The sequence below is a fragment of the Achromobacter sp. HZ01 genome, from assembly GCF_003267925.1.
GTDB classification, from domain to species: Bacteria; Pseudomonadota; Gammaproteobacteria; order Burkholderiales; family Burkholderiaceae_B; genus Achromobacter; species Achromobacter pulmonis_A.
This window is the reverse complement of record NZ_LWKV01000003.1, coordinates 201706-216808: the sequence shown is the minus strand read 5'-3', so window position 1 is coordinate 216808 and position 15103 is coordinate 201706. Positions and strand designations below refer to the sequence as shown.

General features: G+C 66.9%; 15 protein-coding genes. 6 read left to right on the top strand and 9 right to left on the bottom strand.

The features are described 5' to 3' along the window. Positions 1-79 precede the first annotated feature (79 nt). The 4 genes from A6B37_RS17010 (at position 80) to minE (ending at position 4074) form a co-directional block, all read left to right on the top strand. The gene (locus tag A6B37_RS17010) at positions 80-1846 is read left to right on the top strand and encodes a glutamine--tRNA ligase/YqeY domain fusion protein (protein ID WP_102775561.1); all 1767 of its coding nucleotides are present in this window, start codon (positions 80-82) and stop codon (positions 1844-1846) included. Positions 1847-2020: 174 nt separating this feature from the next. Beyond that, positions 2021-2869: a septum site-determining protein MinC gene (gene minC / locus A6B37_RS17005; RefSeq protein ID WP_102775654.1), complete on the top strand. Its 849-nt coding sequence runs from the start codon at positions 2021-2023 to the stop codon at positions 2867-2869. A gap of 128 nt (positions 2870-2997) precedes the next feature. Then, positions 2998-3813 carry a septum site-determining protein MinD gene (gene minD, locus A6B37_RS17000; RefSeq protein WP_102775560.1) on the top strand — a complete coding sequence of 272 codons (816 nt, stop codon included), beginning with the start codon at positions 2998-3000 and terminating at the stop codon, positions 3811-3813. Positions 3814-3816: 3 nt separating this feature from the next. Further along, a complete protein-coding gene (gene minE, locus A6B37_RS16995; protein ID WP_102775559.1) occupies positions 3817-4074 on the top strand; it encodes a cell division topological specificity factor MinE in 258 nt (85 codons plus the stop codon). Positions 4075-4142: 68 nt separating this feature from the next. Here the strand turns inward: minE and A6B37_RS16990 are convergent, their stop codons facing one another. From A6B37_RS16990 to A6B37_RS16975, 4 genes are all read right to left on the bottom strand, one after another. Continuing rightward, positions 4143-4370 (bottom strand): glycine zipper 2TM domain-containing protein, encoded by a 228-nt coding sequence (locus A6B37_RS16990; protein WP_102775558.1) that lies wholly within the window; start codon positions 4368-4370, stop codon positions 4143-4145. Positions 4371-4561: 191 nt separating this feature from the next. Further along, on the bottom strand, positions 4562-5095 hold the full coding sequence (locus A6B37_RS16985; RefSeq protein WP_102775557.1) for an isochorismatase family protein: 534 nt from the start codon (positions 5093-5095) through the stop codon (positions 4562-4564). Positions 5096-5333: 238 nt separating this feature from the next. Then, positions 5334-7007 (bottom strand): energy-dependent translational throttle protein EttA, encoded by a 1674-nt coding sequence (gene ettA / locus A6B37_RS16980; protein WP_102775556.1) that lies wholly within the window; start codon positions 7005-7007, stop codon positions 5334-5336. 74 nt (positions 7008-7081) lie between these two features. Beyond that, entirely contained in the window at positions 7082-8002 is a 921-nt protein-coding gene (locus A6B37_RS16975; protein WP_102775555.1) for a DMT family transporter, read from the bottom strand. Between the two features lie 97 nt (positions 8003-8099). Between A6B37_RS16975 and A6B37_RS16970 the strand changes: the two genes are divergently transcribed. Next, entirely contained in the window at positions 8100-8885 is a 786-nt protein-coding gene (locus A6B37_RS16970; RefSeq protein ID WP_102775554.1) for a helix-turn-helix transcriptional regulator, read from the top strand. Positions 8886-9001: 116 nt separating this feature from the next. Then, positions 9002-9511, top strand: coding sequence for a hypothetical protein (locus A6B37_RS16965; RefSeq protein ID WP_102775553.1), 510 nt, complete (start codon positions 9002-9004; stop codon positions 9509-9511). Positions 9512-9525: 14 nt separating this feature from the next. Here A6B37_RS16965 and A6B37_RS16960 read toward each other — a convergent pair whose 3' ends face one another. The 5 genes from A6B37_RS16960 to A6B37_RS16940 form a co-directional block, all read right to left on the bottom strand. Then, positions 9526-10521, bottom strand: coding sequence for a dipeptide ABC transporter ATP-binding protein (locus tag A6B37_RS16960; protein ID WP_111826442.1), 996 nt, complete (start codon positions 10519-10521; stop codon positions 9526-9528). Next, positions 10518-11498, bottom strand: coding sequence for an ABC transporter ATP-binding protein (locus A6B37_RS16955; RefSeq protein WP_111826682.1), 981 nt, complete (start codon positions 11496-11498; stop codon positions 10518-10520). Before A6B37_RS16955 ends, A6B37_RS16960 begins: the two co-directional genes overlap by 4 nt. A 10-nt stretch (positions 11499-11508) precedes the next feature. Next, a complete protein-coding gene (locus A6B37_RS16950) occupies positions 11509-12423 on the bottom strand; it encodes an ABC transporter permease (protein ID WP_102775551.1) in 915 nt (304 codons plus the stop codon). After that, positions 12423-13409 carry an ABC transporter permease gene (locus A6B37_RS16945; protein WP_102775550.1) on the bottom strand — a complete coding sequence of 329 codons (987 nt, stop codon included), beginning with the start codon at positions 13407-13409 and terminating at the stop codon, positions 12423-12425. Before A6B37_RS16945 ends, A6B37_RS16950 begins: the two co-directional genes overlap by 1 nt. 73 nt (positions 13410-13482) lie before the next feature. Then, the gene (locus A6B37_RS16940; protein ID WP_111826441.1) at positions 13483-15057 is read right to left on the bottom strand and encodes an ABC transporter substrate-binding protein; all 1575 of its coding nucleotides are present in this window, start codon (positions 15055-15057) and stop codon (positions 13483-13485) included. Positions 15058-15103 lie beyond the last annotated feature (46 nt).

Here is a 15103-nt window from a genome sequence, read left to right as displayed (position 1 = left end):
CGCCAGCCCTGAAAAGGGATCTGCGGCGGAACATGGCAAAATTGACGCTTTGTCGCCGCTTTTTCCTATTCTTTCAAGAATGACCTCCGCCACGACGCCGACCCCCGCCGCCTCAAACTTCCTGCTGAACATCGTCCAGGACGATCTCGACGCCAACCGCTACGCTGGCAAGCGTTGGGCCGGCAAGCCTGGCCCGGCGGCGCAGCAACAGCAGGGCGGCCTGGATCCGGCCCGCATCCGCACGCGCTTTCCGCCGGAGCCCAACGGCTACCTGCACATCGGCCACGCCAAAAGCATCTGCGTGAACTTCGGGCTGGCGCGCGACTTCGGCGGCGTCTGCCACCTGCGCTTCGACGACACCAATCCCGAAAAGGAAGACCAGGAATACGTCGACGCCATCATCGAGGCCGTGCACTGGCTGGGCTTCGACTGGAAGGCCGACGGCAACGACAACCTGTATTTCGCGAGCGACTACTTCGGCTACATGTACGAGTTCGCCGAAGCGCTGATCGAGGCCGGCCACGCCTACGTCGACGAACAGAGCGCCGACGAGATCCGCGCCAACCGCGGCACGCTGACCGAGCCCGGCGTCAACTCGCCCTGGCGCGACCGCCCGGCCGCGGAATCGCTGGCCCTGCTGCGCGAAATGCGCGATGGCAAGCATCCCGACGGCAGCCTGGTGCTGCGCGCGAAGATCAACATGGCTTCGCCCAACATCAACCTGCGCGACCCGGTCATGTACCGCGTGCGCCACGCCACCCACCACCGCACCGGCGACCAGTGGTGCATCTATCCGATGTACAGCTGGGCGCATCCGGTCGAAGACGCGCTCGAAGGCATCACGCACAGCGTCTGCACGCTGGAGTTCGAAGACCAGCGTCCGTTCTACGACTGGATCCTGGAACGCCTGGCCGAGCTGGGCAAGCTGGCCCGCCCGCTGCCGCACCAGTATGAATTCGCGCGCCTGAATCTCAGCTACGTCGTCACCAGCAAGCGCAAGCTGCTGCAGCTGGTGCGCGAAGGCTACGTGGACGGCTGGGACGACCCGCGCATGCCCACTATCTTCGGCCTGCGCCGCCGCGGCTACACGCCGTCGTCGATCCGCCTGTTCTGCGACCGCACCGCGGTTTCCAAGTCCGACTCGCGCATCGACTACAGCCTGCTCGAACAGGCCGTGCGCGACGACCTGGACCCGGTGGCCGCCCGTTCGGTGGCGGTGCTGGACCCGATCAAGCTGGTCCTCACCAACTATCCGGAAGGCCAGAGCGAGATCTGTACCGCGCCGCGCAACCCGCACGATCCGCAGGCCGGCCAGCGCGAGTTCCCGCTGTCGCGCGAGCTCTGGATCGAACGCGACGATTTCCGCGAGGAAGCGCCCAAGAAGTACTTCCGCCTGTTCCCGGGCAACACCGTGCGCCTGAAGTACGGCTACGTGGTGCGTTGCACCGGCTTCGTCAAGAACGAAGCGGGCGAGGTCGTCGAGGTCCATGCCGAGTACCTGCCCGACACCAAGAGCGGCACGCCGGGCGCCGACAGCGTCAAGGTCAAGGGCAACATCACCTGGGTCAGCGCGGCCCACGCGGTGCCGGCCCAGATCCACCTGTACGACCGGCTGTTCGCCGACCCGCGTCCCGACGCCGGCGATAAGGACTTCCTGACCTGCCTGAACCCGAATTCCAAGCAGACCGTCACGGCCTGGCTGGAACCGGGCACCGTGGCCTCGCCGGGCGCGACCTGGCAGTTCGAGCGCCTGGGCTACTTCGTGGCCGACGCCAAGGATTCCACGCCCGAGGCGCCGGTGCTCAACCGCATCGTGACCCTGCGCGACTCCTGGGCCCAGGGCTGAGGCGCCCCGGATCCGCACTGTCCGCGAAAGGCGCCGCAAGGCGCCTTTTCCTTGCCCGCTCCCCCTGCGGAAACACTCCCCTGGGACGTACGGCGGGTTATCATGCCCGACATCCCGCAGCCGGCCGCGCGCCTGCCGTTTCAGACGCCCGGACCGCCAGCAGCCACGACCAAGATGAACACTGAATCCCTAGCCCTGGACTTCAAAAGCGCCACTCTGTATGCGATCAGGGTGGTTCTGCACAGCGCCGATCCCGAACGCCTGGAAGCCGCCCTGGCCAAGCGCATGACGGACGCCGGCAGCTTCTTCGAGAACGAACCGGTGGTCATCGACGCCAGCCGCGTCGAAGAGACCATCGACTGGACCGCCCTGCTGGCGGCGCTGCGGGGCCATAACCTGCCCCCCATCGGCGTCGTGGCCGAAGGCGCCAACCTGGAGGCCGCCCGCGCCGCCGGGCTGACCCCGGTGGAGCTGTCCACGCCCGCGGCCCGTCCGGCCCCGGTCATCGACACCGCGCCGCCCAACGACGTCGCCACGCCCGTGCCTTCGGTGCCGGCCGCCGCCATCGAAACCGCGCCCGCGCCGGCCGAACCGGCCGCGGCCAAGCCCGACAGCGAGCCCCTGCCCGAGCGCGAAGCCAGCGGCGCCACCGCGGCCGCCAGCCCCACGCCCGCCGTGCCGCATTCGTCGTCGGCGCTGGTCATCACCCGGCCCCTGCGTTCCGGCCAGCGCGTCTATGCGCGGCACACCGACCTGGTGGTGATCGGCATGGTGAGCCAGGGCGCCGAAGTCATCGCCGACGGCAACGTGCACGTCTACGGCCCCCTGCGCGGCAAGGCCATGGCCGGCGCGCGCGGCGACACGTCGGCGCGCGTCTTCACCACGCATCTGGATGCCGAGCTGCTGGCCGTGGCCGGCGTCTACCGGGTGGTCGAGGACAAGCTGGACCGCAGCCTGCAGAACCAGCCGGCGCTGGTGCGGCTGGACGGCGACACGCTGCGCATCGAGGCCTTGAAGGCGTGAGCCGCGCGGGCCTGGAACCGGCGCCGGCATTGCGACTGCGCAACTTTCAACACATCCTGTAAGAAGCCTTACAAAGGCTTTTTGCTTTACGATAACGCGATTTATTCGAACATAAGGGTTTGATCGTCATGACACGCATTGTTGTGGTGACTTCCGGCAAAGGCGGCGTGGGCAAGACCACGACCAGCGCCAGTTTTTCTGCGGGACTCGCGATGCGGGGCCACAAAACCGCGGTCATCGACTTCGACGTCGGCCTGCGCAACCTCGACCTGATCATGGGCTGCGAGCGCCGCGTGGTGTACGACTTCGTCAATGTGATCCAGGGCGAAGCCACGCTCAACCAGGCGCTCATCAAGGACAAGCAGCTCGAGAACCTGTTCATCCTGCCGGCCTCGCAAACGCGCGACAAGGACGCGCTGACGCAGGAAGGCGTGGAAAAGGTCATCAACGACCTCAAGGGCATGGGCTTCGAGTACATCGTCTGCGACTCGCCCGCCGGCATCGAGACGGGCGCGCTGATGGCCGCCTACTTCGCCGACGACGCGCTGGTCGTGACCAACCCGGAAGTCTCGTCCGTGCGCGACTCCGACCGCATCCTGGGCATCCTGTCGGCCAAGTCCAAGCGCGCGGTCGAGGGCGACGAGCCGGTCAAGGAATACCTGCTGCTGACGCGCTACAGCCCCAAGCGCGTGGTCGACGGCGAAATGCTGTCGCTGACCGATATCGAAGACATCCTGCGCATCAAGCTGATCGGCGTCATCCCCGAATCGGAATCGGTGCTGCAGGCGTCGAACCAGGGCCTGCCGGCCATCCACCTGAAAGACTCCGACGTCTCCGAAGCCTACAAGGACGTCGTGGCCCGTTACCTTGGCGAAGACAAGGCCCTGCGCTTTACCGATTATGAAAAGCCCGGTTTCCTGAAACGCCTGTTCGGAGGCAAGTAAGCAATGTCCTTCCTGTCGTTTCTACTCGGTCAAAAGAAGACCTCCGCTTCCGTCGCCAAGGAGCGGTTGCAGATCATTCTGGCCCACGAGCGCGGCCGCGGCGACTCGCCCGACTACCTGCCGCAGCTGCAGCAGGAACTGATCGCCGTCATCTCGAAATACGTGAAGATCAACCCCAACGACATCAAGGTGCACCTGGAACGCCAGGACACGCTGGAAGTGCTGGAGGTGAAGATCGAAATGCCGCAGAACGAAACCTGAGACCGCCCCTGCGCGGCCACAAAAAAACGCCCGGCGATGCCGGGCGTTTTGCATGGGACGGGCCGCGCTTAGCGCCGCTTGCCGACCTGATCGCCGATCACGCCGCCGATCGCCGCTCCGCCCACCGTACCGAGGACGCCGCCGTTGGTGATCACGGCGCCGGCCACGCCGCCCAACGCAGCGCCGCCGACGGCGCTTTTCTGGCGATGGCTCATGCCGTCCCAGGAAGAGCAGCCGGCCATGGCGGCGGTCATCGCCAGCGCGACACAGATTTTGGAGAGAGATGCGATTTTCATGGTGTGGTTCCTATTCTCATACCCGGGACCGCGCCTATGAAACAGGACGCGAGCACGCGGTTCCCTTGCGGGTTTGGAACCTTCAGGATCGCAAAATATTCTTGCGCTGGCTGTTAGGTTTGCCCATGAATTGTGTCAAAGGGCGAGAGAATCTTTGCATCCCCCGGGGACTGTGTTGCAGGCGGCCGGCGCTATTTGACCAGACGTAACACCTCGCGGAAGCGCGGGTGCTCGCAAGTGCGCATCCACTCGAAAATCGCCATTTCCGACGTGACGATTTCAGCGCCGTGGGCGCGCGCGCGGCGCAGCGCGGCGTGATGGTCGGACGGCTTGCGCGAACCCGCGGCATCGCTGACCAGGGCCGCGTGATAGCCCAGGTCGAGCAGGCCGATCACGGTCTGCAGCACGCAGATGTGCGCCTCGCAACCCGCCACCAGCACCGTCTTGCGTCCCGCCGGCAGCCAGGCCTCGAAACCGGGTTCGAGCGCCGAAGAGAAATGCATTTTCTGGAAAGTGGTCTGCACCTGCGCGCGCAGCGGCTCGACCGTCGCGCCCAGCATCTTGGCGTGATGCTCGGTGGCGGCCACCGGCACGTCCAGCAGCCGCGCGGCCTGCGCCAGCTTGTGCGCGGCGTCGAGCACGGCCTGGCCTTCGTGGATCACCGGCATCAGCCGTCCCTGCATGTCGACGATCAGCAAGGTGGAATCGGCGGCGGAAAGCAGCATGGTCTGGACTCCTGAAGGAAGGCGCCGGGTTGCGGTTGCGGGCGTGATTGCGATTGTAGGATGGGTGCAGCGCGCGGACACGTGGACAAGAATTCCGGTATCGAGCGCGCGTAACCCATCGGCCGGCGAAAGCCGGCATTCATCTCTTGCCACGAAAGGCGGCGGCTGGCGCCGCCTGATGGGTTACGCGCGTTCGATACCTGGGTTCTTGCCTAAGGATTCTCGCGCTGCACCCATCCTACTTCAAGGCCTTGTACCGCAGGCGCTTGGGCTTGGCGCCCTCTTCGCCCAGGCGGCGCTTCTTGTCCGCTTCGTATTCCTGGTAGTTGCCGTCGAAGAACACCACTTGCGAATCGCCTTCGAAAGCCAGGATGTGAGTGGCGATACGGTCCAGGAACCAGCGGTCGTGGCTGATCACCATGACGCTGCCGGGGAACTCCAGCAACGCGTCTTCCAGCGCGCGCAGCGTTTCGACGTCGAGGTCGTTGGACGGTTCGTCCAGCAACAGCACGTTGCCGCCGGCGATCAGCGTCTTGGCCATGTGCAGGCGGCCGCGTTCGCCGCCGGACAGCTGGCCCACCAGCTTGTTCTGGTCGCCGCCCTTGAAGTTGAAGCGGCCCAGGTAGGCGCGCGAGGACATCTCGAACTTGCCCACCGTCAGCAGGTCGGCGCCGTCGGCCACGGCGTCGAACACGGTCTTCTTGTCTTCCAGCGCGTCGCGCGACTGGTCCACGTAGGCCAGCTTCACGGTCTGGCCGATCTTGACCTCGCCCGAGTCCGGCTGCTCGCGGCCGGCGATCATGCGGAACAGCGTCGACTTGCCGGCGCCGTTGGCGCCGATGATGCCGACGATGGCGCCCGGCGGCACCTTGAAGCTGAGGTTGTCGATCAGCAGGCGGTCGCCGTAGGCCTTGCTGACGTTATTGAATTCGATGACCTCGTTGCCCAGGCGCTCGCCCACGGGAATGAAGATTTCCTGGGTTTCGTTGCGTTTCTGGTATTCGTAGGACGACAGTTCCTCGAAGCGGGCCAGACGCGCCTTGGCCTTGGCCTGGCGGCCCTTGGGGTTCTGGCGCACCCATTCCAGTTCTTTCTTGATGGTCTTCTGGCGCGCGGATTCCGAGGCCTCTTCCTGCTTGAGGCGGTCTTCCTTCTGCTCCAGCCACGAGCTGTAGTTGCCCTTCCAGGGAATGCCGTGGCCGCGGTCCAGTTCGAGGATCCATTCGGCCGCGTTGTCCAGGAAGTAGCGGTCGTGGGTCACGCCCACCACGGTGCCCGGGAACTTGTGCAGGAACTGCTCCAGCCATTCCACGCTTTCGGCGTCCAGGTGGTTGGTGGGCTCGTCCAGCAGCAGCATGTCGGGCTTGGACAGCAGCAGGCGGCACAGCGCGACGCGGCGCTTCTCGCCGCCCGACAGGTTGCCGATCACGGCGTCCCAGGGCGGCAGGCGCAGCGCGTCGGCGGCGATTTCCATCTGGTGCTCGATGTCGTCGGCGCCGCTGGAGGCCGCGGCGGCGATGATGGCTTCGAGCTCGGCCTGTTCGGCGGCCAGCGCGTCGAAATCGGCGTCCGGCTCGGCATAGGCGGCATAGACCTCGTCGAGGCGCTTCTTGGCGGTGACGACGGCGCCCAGGCCTTCCTCGACCGCCTGGCGCACGGTGTGCTCGGGGTTCAGCTGCGGTTCCTGCGGCAGGTAGCCGATGTTCAGGCCCGGCATGGGGATGGCTTCGCCCTCGATTTCCTTATCGACGCCGGCCATGATCTTCAGCAGCGTCGACTTGCCCGAGCCGTTCAGGCCCAGCACGCCGATCTTGGCGCCAGGAAAAAACGAAAGCGAGATGTCGCGCAGGATCTGCCGCTTGGGCGGCACGATCTTGCCGACGCGGTTCATGGTGTAGACGTATTGGGCCATGGGCTCGTATCGGAGATATAGCTGATAAACCGCTGATTGTAGGCCGGAACCCCGGCCCGCGGGCGCGCGCGCCGTCAGGCCGCGCGGGGCTGCTGCGCCGCGCGGCCGACGCGCATCTGCGCCAGCATCACGCCGGCCAGCGCCATCGCGCCGCCGACGATGTGGAACACGTGCGGTTTTTCGTCCAGGAACAGCGCGGCGATGGCGACCGTGGCCACCGGCATCACGTTCAGGAAGATACTGGCGCGGTTCGGCCCCAGGTGCTTGACGCCCTGCATCCACAGGAAAGGCGCGAACAGCGACGGAAACAGCGCGGCGTACAGCACCAGCGGCAGGTTCTCGCCGTTGAGCGGCGAGGCCGGCGCCAGCAGGAAGGCCGGCAGCTGGAACAGCACGCCGAAGCCGACCTGCACGTACAGCGACTGCCACGGCCCCACGGGCAGCGCCCAGCGGCGCAGCAGCACGCCGTACAGCGCGTACGCCAGCGCGCCTATGCCCATCAGCACGTCGCCGCGATTGGCGCCCACCGCCAGCAGGCGGGCCGGATCGCCCTCGCCGATCAGCAGCGCCAGGCCGGCCAGCGACAGCAGGCCGCCCAGCATCGCCATCGCCGAAGGCCGCTCGCGCAGCACCACCGCCACCACGGCGATGGTCATCAGCGGAATCATGGCGGTGATGATGCCCATGTTGGTGGCCGTGGTGCTGGCGGCCGCCACATAGGCCAGGCCCTGGTACAGCGCCATGCCCAGCCCGCCCAGCACCGCGAACTTCAGCAGGTTGGGCCGGATCTGGCGGCGCTGCGCCCATACGCCGGGCAGCGCGAACGGGGTCAGGATCACGCCGGCCAGCGCCCAGCGGTAGAACCCGATGGCGGCGGGCGCGATCACGCCGGCGGCCATCTTGGTCACGATCATGTTGACCGACCAGATCAGGGCCGCCAGCAGGGGAAACAGCAGATAACGGGCGGGCGGGTGCGCGGCGGCGGGGGTGGGCATGGCGGGGACATCGAAACAGAGCGGGAGCGAGCAAGTGTAGGACGTGTCTGACCCGATGTATATAATGAAAAACAGACAAATCCTGCGAAGTTCCGACATGCCGTCCGCCGATTCCGCGCCGCAGCTTGCCGGCCACCTGCCCTATCCGCTGGCCTGCCGCATCCTGCATTTCACGCCCCGTTCGCGCATGCGCCGCCATGCCTCGCCATGGGCGGAACTGAATTTCGCGATCTCCGGCATCATGGAAATCGGCATAGGCGGCGTCAGCTACCTGTCTCCGCCGCAGTACGCCATCTGGATACCGCCGCACGTCGAACACTGCTGCCAGAACCAGGACGAAGTGCATTACGCCTGCATCGACATTCCGGCGGCGGCATGCGCCGGCCTGCCCGAACAGCCCTGCACGCTGGAGATCAGTCCGGTGATGCGGGCGATTCTGGCCGACTTCGAACGGCGGGCGGTCACCTATCCGGATACGCCCGAAGACCGGCGGATGGCGCAGATCGTCATCGACCAGGCGCGCCAGGCGCGCGCCTACGCCAGCTATCTGCCGTCCACCGGCGACCCGCTGCTCGCGCCCATCCTGGCGGCGCTGCAGCGGCATCCGGGCGACAAGCGCGGCGCCGCGCACTGGGCCGCCAGCGCCGGCGTCACGGAGCGCACGCTGCTGCGCCGCTGCCAGCAGCACCTGGGCATGTCCTTCAACGAATGGCGCCAGCGGCTGCGGGTCGTGAGCGCGCTGGGCCTGCTGGACGCGGGCAGATCGGTCCAGTCGGTGGCGCATGAGCTGGGCTACAGCACGCCGTCGGCCTTCATCGCCATGTTCCAGCGGCTGACCGGCACGTCGCCCGACAGCGCGCGCCGCCGCGACGTCCTGCCCTGACCCGGGAAAATCGCGTCGGCCAAGCGTCGGATGCAAGCGCGGGCCGATCGCGAGACAATACGGTTTACTTTCGTATTGCCGTGCCGTCGCGGCTTCATCGCGCCCAGGAACCTCTCATGTCCGCCTCCGCCACTCCCCCAGCTTCCCTGACCCATTTCAACGCCGCCGAACTGGACATGCTGGCCAAGACCGCCGACGCCCTGAGCGCCTATCTGGGCAAGCCGGTGCTGGCCGAGGTGGTGCTGGGCGACGAAGGCACCGAATGGGTGACCTATGGCGTGCCCGTGGACGAGAACGCCAAGCCCGACGACGAGCAGACCCACGTCCAGCTCGGCGGCCCCGGCGCGCGTCTGCTGGGCAACCGCGGCGGGCTGCCGCCGTCCGACGACGATAGCTACGATTGCCTGTATCTCTGGGCCATCGAAATCTCGCTCAACGAAGGCGAGCGCTTCGTCAAGCTCGACCAGGACGGCGAAGAATCCGCCTGGTCAGACAGCCTGGAAGACGTGCTGCCGTTCGCGCTCACCGAAGAGCCCATGCCGGAAGATCCGGACGAAGACGACGATGAAGACGACGAAGACGAGGACGAGGGCGAAGAAGCGGACGGCGACGCCCGCCGCCACTGAACGCCCCGCGCGGATCACACCGTGATCCGCCCCTCCTGCACCGCGTGACAGGCCACCACCGACACGCCCGAGGCCAGCGCGGCCGGCGCTTCGCGCTTGCAGCGGTCATTGGCGTGCGGACAGCGAGGATGGAACGTGCAGCCCGACGGCGGATTGAGCGGATTCGGCACCTCGCCCGCCACCGCCGTGCGCGGCTTGCCCGCGCCGTTGATGTCGGGAATGGCCTGCAGCAGCATCCGCGTGTACGGATGCCGCGGCCGCGCGAACAGCTCGTCGCGCGGCGCCACTTCCACCATGCGACCCAGGTACATCACTCCCACCCGGTCGGCCACGTGGTGCACCACCGCCAGGTTGTGGGAAATGAACAGATAGGTCAGCCCCAGCTCGCGCTGCAGGTCCTTCATCAGGTTCAGCACCTGGGCCTGCACCGACACGTCGAGCGCCGAGGTCGGCTCGTCGCACACCAGGAATTCCGGATTGACCGCCAGCGCCCGCGCAATCGAGATGCGCTGGCGCTGGCCGCCCGAGAACTGGTGCGGATAGCGTCCCTGGTCCGCCGGGTCCAGACCGACCTGCCGCAGCAGCTCGCCGACGCGGGCGCTGCGCTCGGCGGGCGTCATCCGCGTATGGGTCAGCATGGGCTCGGCGATGATGCGTCCGACCCGCCAGCGCGGATTCAGGCTGGCATAGGGGTCCTGGAAAATCATCTGCAGGCGCTTGCGCAGCGCCCGTCCGCCCGGCTCCGACATGCGCGACAGGGGCTGGCCGTCGAAGCGGATGTCGCCGCGCGTCAGCTCGTACAGGCCGACCAGCATGCGCGCCACGGTCGACTTGCCGCAGCCCGATTCGCCCACCAGCGCCAGGGTCTCGCCGCGCGCGATCTCGAACGACACGCCGTCCACGGCGCGCAGCATCACCTGCGGCTTGCGCGCCAGCTTGCGTTCCAGCCAGGGCGGCGACACGTCGAACCAGCGGGCCGCGTCCTTGACTTCAACCAGGGGGGTGCTCATGCCGCCACCTCCGCTTTGTTTTCATGGAGCCAGCAGGCCGCTTGTGAAGTGCCTGCGGGCATTAGTTCGGGCCGGTCGCGCTCGCAGCGCGGCAGGCGCTGCCCGCAACGCGGATTGAAGGCGCAGCCGGGCGGAATCGCGTTCAGCCGCGGCATGCTGCCGTCGATCTGCACCAGCCTGTCGGCATGCGCGTCCAGTGTGGGAATGGAGCCCATCAGCCCCGCCGTGTAAGGATGGCGCGGCTTGTGGATGACGTCGGCCACCGGGCCGATCTCGGCCACGCGCCCGGCGTACATCACCGCCACGCGGTCGGCGGTTTCGGCGATCACGCCCATGTCGTGCGTGATCAGCATCACCGCCGTGCCGTGCTCTCGGCACAGGCGCTTGAGCAGTTCGATGATCTGCGCCTGGATCGATACGTCCAGCGCCGTGGTCGGCTCGTCGGCCACCACCAGCTTGGGCTCGGCCGCCAGGGCCAGCGCGATCACCACGCGCTGGCGCATGCCGCCCGAGAACTGGTGCGGATAGTGGTCGATGCGCTCGCGCGCCGCCGGAATGCCGGTGGCCGCCAGCAGCTCGACGGCGCGGTTGCGCGCCTGCGACCAGCTCATGTCCAGATGCGTGACGATGGTCTCGGCCAGCTGCCGGCCCACGGTGTACAGCGGATTCAGCGAGGTCAGCGGGTCCTGGAACACCGCGCCGATTTCGCGGCCGCGCACGCGGCGCATCTGCTCGTCGGGCAGGTTGTCGATGCGGCGGCCGGCCAGCAGGATCTCGCCCGCGGCCACGCGCCCCGGCGGCTCCAGCAGCCCGATGATGGACGCGCCGGTCAGCGACTTGCCGGCCCCGGACTCGCCCACCACGCCCAGCACTTCGCCTTCCTGGATGGAGAACGACACGTCGTCCAGCGCGCGCAGCGTGCCGCGGCGGGTGGGAAATTCCACCCGCAGGTTGCGGACTTCAAGTAAAGCGCTCATGCGCGACACCTCAATTCAGTTTGGGGTTGAGCGCGTCGCGCAGCCAGTCGCCCAGCAGATTGACGGACAACACCAGCAGCACCAGCGCCGCGCCCGGGAAAATGGTGATCCACCACTCTCCGGAAAACAGGAAGTCATTGCCGATGCGGATCAGCGTGCCCAGCGAAGGCGCCGTCGGCGGCACTCCCACGCCCAGGAACGACAGCGTCGCCTCGGTGATGATGGCGGTGGCCAGGTGCACGGTGGCCAGCACCAGCACCGGCCCCAGCACGTTGGGCAGCACGTGGCGGAACATGATGACCGGCGAGGCCACGCCGATGACCCGCGCCGCCTGCACGTATTCGCGGTTCTTCTCCACCAGCGTGGAGCCGCGCACCGTGCGCGCGTATTGCGGCCAGCCCGCCAGCGCGATCGAGCCGATCAGCACGGGAAAGGCGATCAGCTCGTGCATTTCGCGCGGCACGGCGGCGCGCGCCACGCCGTCGATCAGCAGCGCGATCAGGATGGCGGGAAACGACAGCTGCACGTCGGCCACGCGCATGATGAAGGCGTCGATCCGCCCGCCCGCGTATCCCGACACCAGGCCCAGCACGATGCCGATCAGCATGGACAGCAGCACCGAGGCCAGGCCGATCAGCAGCGACACGCGCGTGCCGTACAGAATGGCCGAAAACAGGTCGCGCCCCTGGCTGTCCGTGCCCAGCAGATAGGTGGACTGCCCGTTGGCCTCCCAGACCGGCGGCAGCAGCGCGTCCAGCAGCTCCACCTTGGTCAGGTCGAAGGGGTTGTGCGGCGCCACCCAGCCGGCCCCGAAGGAACAGACGAGCAGCAGCGCCAGCAGCACGGTGGCGGCGATGGCCACGGGAGCCCGGCGCCAGGCCCAGGCGATGTCGCTGTCCCACCAGCGTTTGAGTACGGCGCGCATCAGTGAGCCCCCCCGCGTGTCAGCCCGGAGCGCAGGCGCGGGTCCACGACGAAATACAGAAGATCGACGACCAGGTTGATGACCACGAACACCAGCGCGATCAGGCACAGGTACGCGGCCATGACCGGCACGTCGGCGAATTGCACCGCCTGGATGAACAGCAGGCCCATGCCCGGCCACTGGAACACCGTCTCGGTCACGATGGCGAAGGCGATGATGCCGCCGAGCTGCAGGCCGGTGATGGTGATGACCGGCACCATCGTGTTCTTCAGCGCGTGGCCGAAGTGGATGGCGCGGCGCTTCAGGCCGCGGGCGCGCGCGAACTTGATGTAGTCCGAACGCAGCACCTCCAGCATTTCGGAGCGCACCAGCCGCAGCACCAGCGTCATCTGGAACAGCGACAGCGTGATGGACGGCAGGATCAGGTGCTTCCACCCCGTGACGGTGAACAGCCCCGACGTCCACCAGCCGATGCCGACGGTATCGCCGCGCCCGTAGCTGGGCAGCCAGCCCAGTTGCACGGAAAACACCAGGATCAGCAGGATGCCGATCAGGAAGGTCGGCAGCGACACCCCCAGCAGCGAGCCGGCCAGCAGCAGCTGCGACAGCAGGCTGTTGCGCTTGAGCGCGGTGTAGACGCCCAGCGGCACGCCCAGCAGCAGCGCCAGCAGCGCGGCCACGACGGACAGCTCCAGCGTGGCCGGCAGGCGCGACTTCAGCAGCGCGGATACGGGTTCGCTCTGGCGCAGGGAGATGCCGAAATTGCCCTGCACGGCGTTGGCCACGAAGTGGCCGAACTGGACGATGGCCGGCTCGTTCAGGCCCAGGCGTTCACGCAGTGCCATGCGTTCGGCGTCGGTGGCGTCCTGCCCCAGCATGATGGTGACGGGATCGCCGACGTATTGGAAAAGCACGAATGCCAGCAGCGCGACGGTGAGCATCACCGCCACGGCCTGCAGCAGGCGGCGCAGTATGAAAGCAAACATAGGAGAAAAGGCGAATTGGCGGAGCCCCGGAAGGGCCCCGCCCTGGATTAGGGTCTTTCAACCCTGGACGGGATCAGTCGACCTTGACCCAGTCGGCGACCAGACGGTTGTCGGCGCGGTGCACCACCGTCACGTTCTTGCGCATGGCCCAGGGAATGACCTGGTCGTGCAGCGGGATGTGGCCGAAGTCCTTGGCGTGCCCTTCCAGCACCTTGATGATGTCGGCGTCGCGCTTGGCCGGATCGGTCTCGGTCTTGATCCGGTCGATGATGGCGTCCAGTTCCTTGTTGCTGTAGTTGCCCAGGTTGTACATGCCGTCCGCGCCTTCGCCCTTGGTGCGGATCAGGTTCTGCAGCGTGTACATGGCGTCGAAGGTGGGCACGCCCCAGCCGAACAGGTAGGCGCTGGTGTCGTACGACTGCACCTTGGGGAAGTAGGTGGCGCGCGGCATGGCGTTCATGGTGGCCTTCACGCCCACCTTGGCCCACATGCCGATGACGGCCTGGCAGATGGCCTCGTCGTTGATGTAGCGGTTGTTGGGGCAGTCCAGCGTGAAGTTGAGCGTGCCGTCGTAGCCGGCTTCCTTGAGCAGCGCGCGCGCCTTGTCGGCGTCGTAGGGCACGCGCTTGTGCAGCGACTCGGCCCAGCCGTGCACCTGCGGCGCGATCATGGTGCCGGTGGGCGCGGACAGGCCGCGCATCACGGCGCGCTTGATCGCGTCCACGTCGATGGCGCGGTACAGCGCCTCGCGCACGCGCACGTCCTGGAACGGGTTCTTGCCCTTGATGGTGGAGTACTGCAGCTCGGGACGCTTCTGGTCCAGGCCCAGGTAGATGGTGCGGTATTCGTTGCCCTCGACCACCTTGGCCGACTGGCGCAGGCGGTCCAGGTCCTGGGCCGCCGGGTCCAGCACGAAGTCGATCTCGCCCGACAGCAGCGCCGCGGTGCGGGTGGCGTTCTGCTTGATCGGCGTGAACACGACTTCGGTCACGTTGCCGACCTTGCCGGCCTTGTTCCACCAGTCCTTGTTCTCCTCGAACACGGTGCGCACGTCCACTTCACGCGACTTCAGCTTGTAGGGGCCGGTGCCGTTGGTATTGCGCGCGCCGTAGGTTTCTTCCTTGTTGACGAAGTCCTGCGGCTTGGCGATGTTGTGCTTCTCGGCCCAGGCCTTGTTCATGATGAACACATTGGTCAGCTGGCGCAGCAGCACGGGATTGGGCGCCGAGGTCTCCACCTCGACCGTCAGGTCGTCGACCTTGCGCGCTTCCTTGATGCCGGTGGTGTAGGCCTTGTAGTTCGAGGTCGGGGCCATCGCGCGGTGGATCGAGAACACCACGTCGTCGGCGGTGAAGGCGGCGCCGTCGTGGAACTTCACGTTCGGGCGCAGCTTGAAGCGGTACAGCGTGGGCGAGACCTGCTGCCATTCGGTGGCCAGGCGCGGGGTCAGCTTGAAGGACTTGTCGTAGTCCACCAGCGGTTCGTAGATATAGCTGTTGGCGGCGATCGTCATGCCTTCGTTCTGCGAGTGCGGGTCGAAGGTGAGGATGTCGCCCTGGGCGGCCCAGCGGAAGGTTTTGGCCTGCCCGATCGAGGGCGCGGCCACGGCGGCTGCGGCGATCGCGATAGCAATCAAAGTGCGGCGCATAGGATCAACTCCTGACAGTAGTCTGAATACCGGCGCGATATTGCCT

Bases quoted from the DNA above. Each gene is read 5' to 3' on its own strand.
- A6B37_RS17010 (WP_102775561.1), top strand. From the start codon at position 80: ATGACCTCCGCCACGACGCCGACCCCCGCCGCCTCAAACTTCCTGCTG.
- minC (WP_102775654.1), top strand. From the start codon at position 2,021: ATGAACACTGAATCCCTAGCCCTGGACTTCAAAAGCGCCACTCTGTAT.
- minD (WP_102775560.1), top strand. From the start codon at position 2,998: ATGACACGCATTGTTGTGGTGACTTCCGGCAAAGGCGGCGTGGGCAAG.
- minE (WP_102775559.1), top strand. From the start codon at position 3,817: ATGTCCTTCCTGTCGTTTCTACTCGGTCAAAAGAAGACCTCCGCTTCC.
- A6B37_RS16990 (WP_102775558.1), bottom strand. From the start codon at position 4,370: ATGAAAATCGCATCTCTCTCCAAAATCTGTGTCGCGCTGGCGATGACC.
- A6B37_RS16985 (WP_102775557.1), bottom strand. From the start codon at position 5,095: ATGCTGCTTTCCGCCGCCGATTCCACCTTGCTGATCGTCGACATGCAG.
- ettA (WP_102775556.1), bottom strand. From the start codon at position 7,007: ATGGCCCAATACGTCTACACCATGAACCGCGTCGGCAAGATCGTGCCG.
- A6B37_RS16975 (WP_102775555.1), bottom strand. From the start codon at position 8,002: ATGCCCACCCCCGCCGCCGCGCACCCGCCCGCCCGTTATCTGCTGTTT.
- A6B37_RS16970 (WP_102775554.1), top strand. From the start codon at position 8,100: ATGCCGTCCGCCGATTCCGCGCCGCAGCTTGCCGGCCACCTGCCCTAT.
- A6B37_RS16965 (WP_102775553.1), top strand. From the start codon at position 9,002: ATGTCCGCCTCCGCCACTCCCCCAGCTTCCCTGACCCATTTCAACGCC.
- A6B37_RS16960 (WP_111826442.1), bottom strand. From the start codon at position 10,521: ATGAGCACCCCCCTGGTTGAAGTCAAGGACGCGGCCCGCTGGTTCGAC.
- A6B37_RS16955 (WP_111826682.1), bottom strand. From the start codon at position 11,498: ATGAGCGCTTTACTTGAAGTCCGCAACCTGCGGGTGGAATTTCCCACC.
- A6B37_RS16950 (WP_102775551.1), bottom strand. From the start codon at position 12,423: ATGCGCGCCGTACTCAAACGCTGGTGGGACAGCGACATCGCCTGGGCC.
- A6B37_RS16945 (WP_102775550.1), bottom strand. From the start codon at position 13,409: ATGTTTGCTTTCATACTGCGCCGCCTGCTGCAGGCCGTGGCGGTGATG.
- A6B37_RS16940 (WP_111826441.1), bottom strand. From the start codon at position 15,057: ATGCGCCGCACTTTGATTGCTATCGCGATCGCCGCAGCCGCCGTGGCC.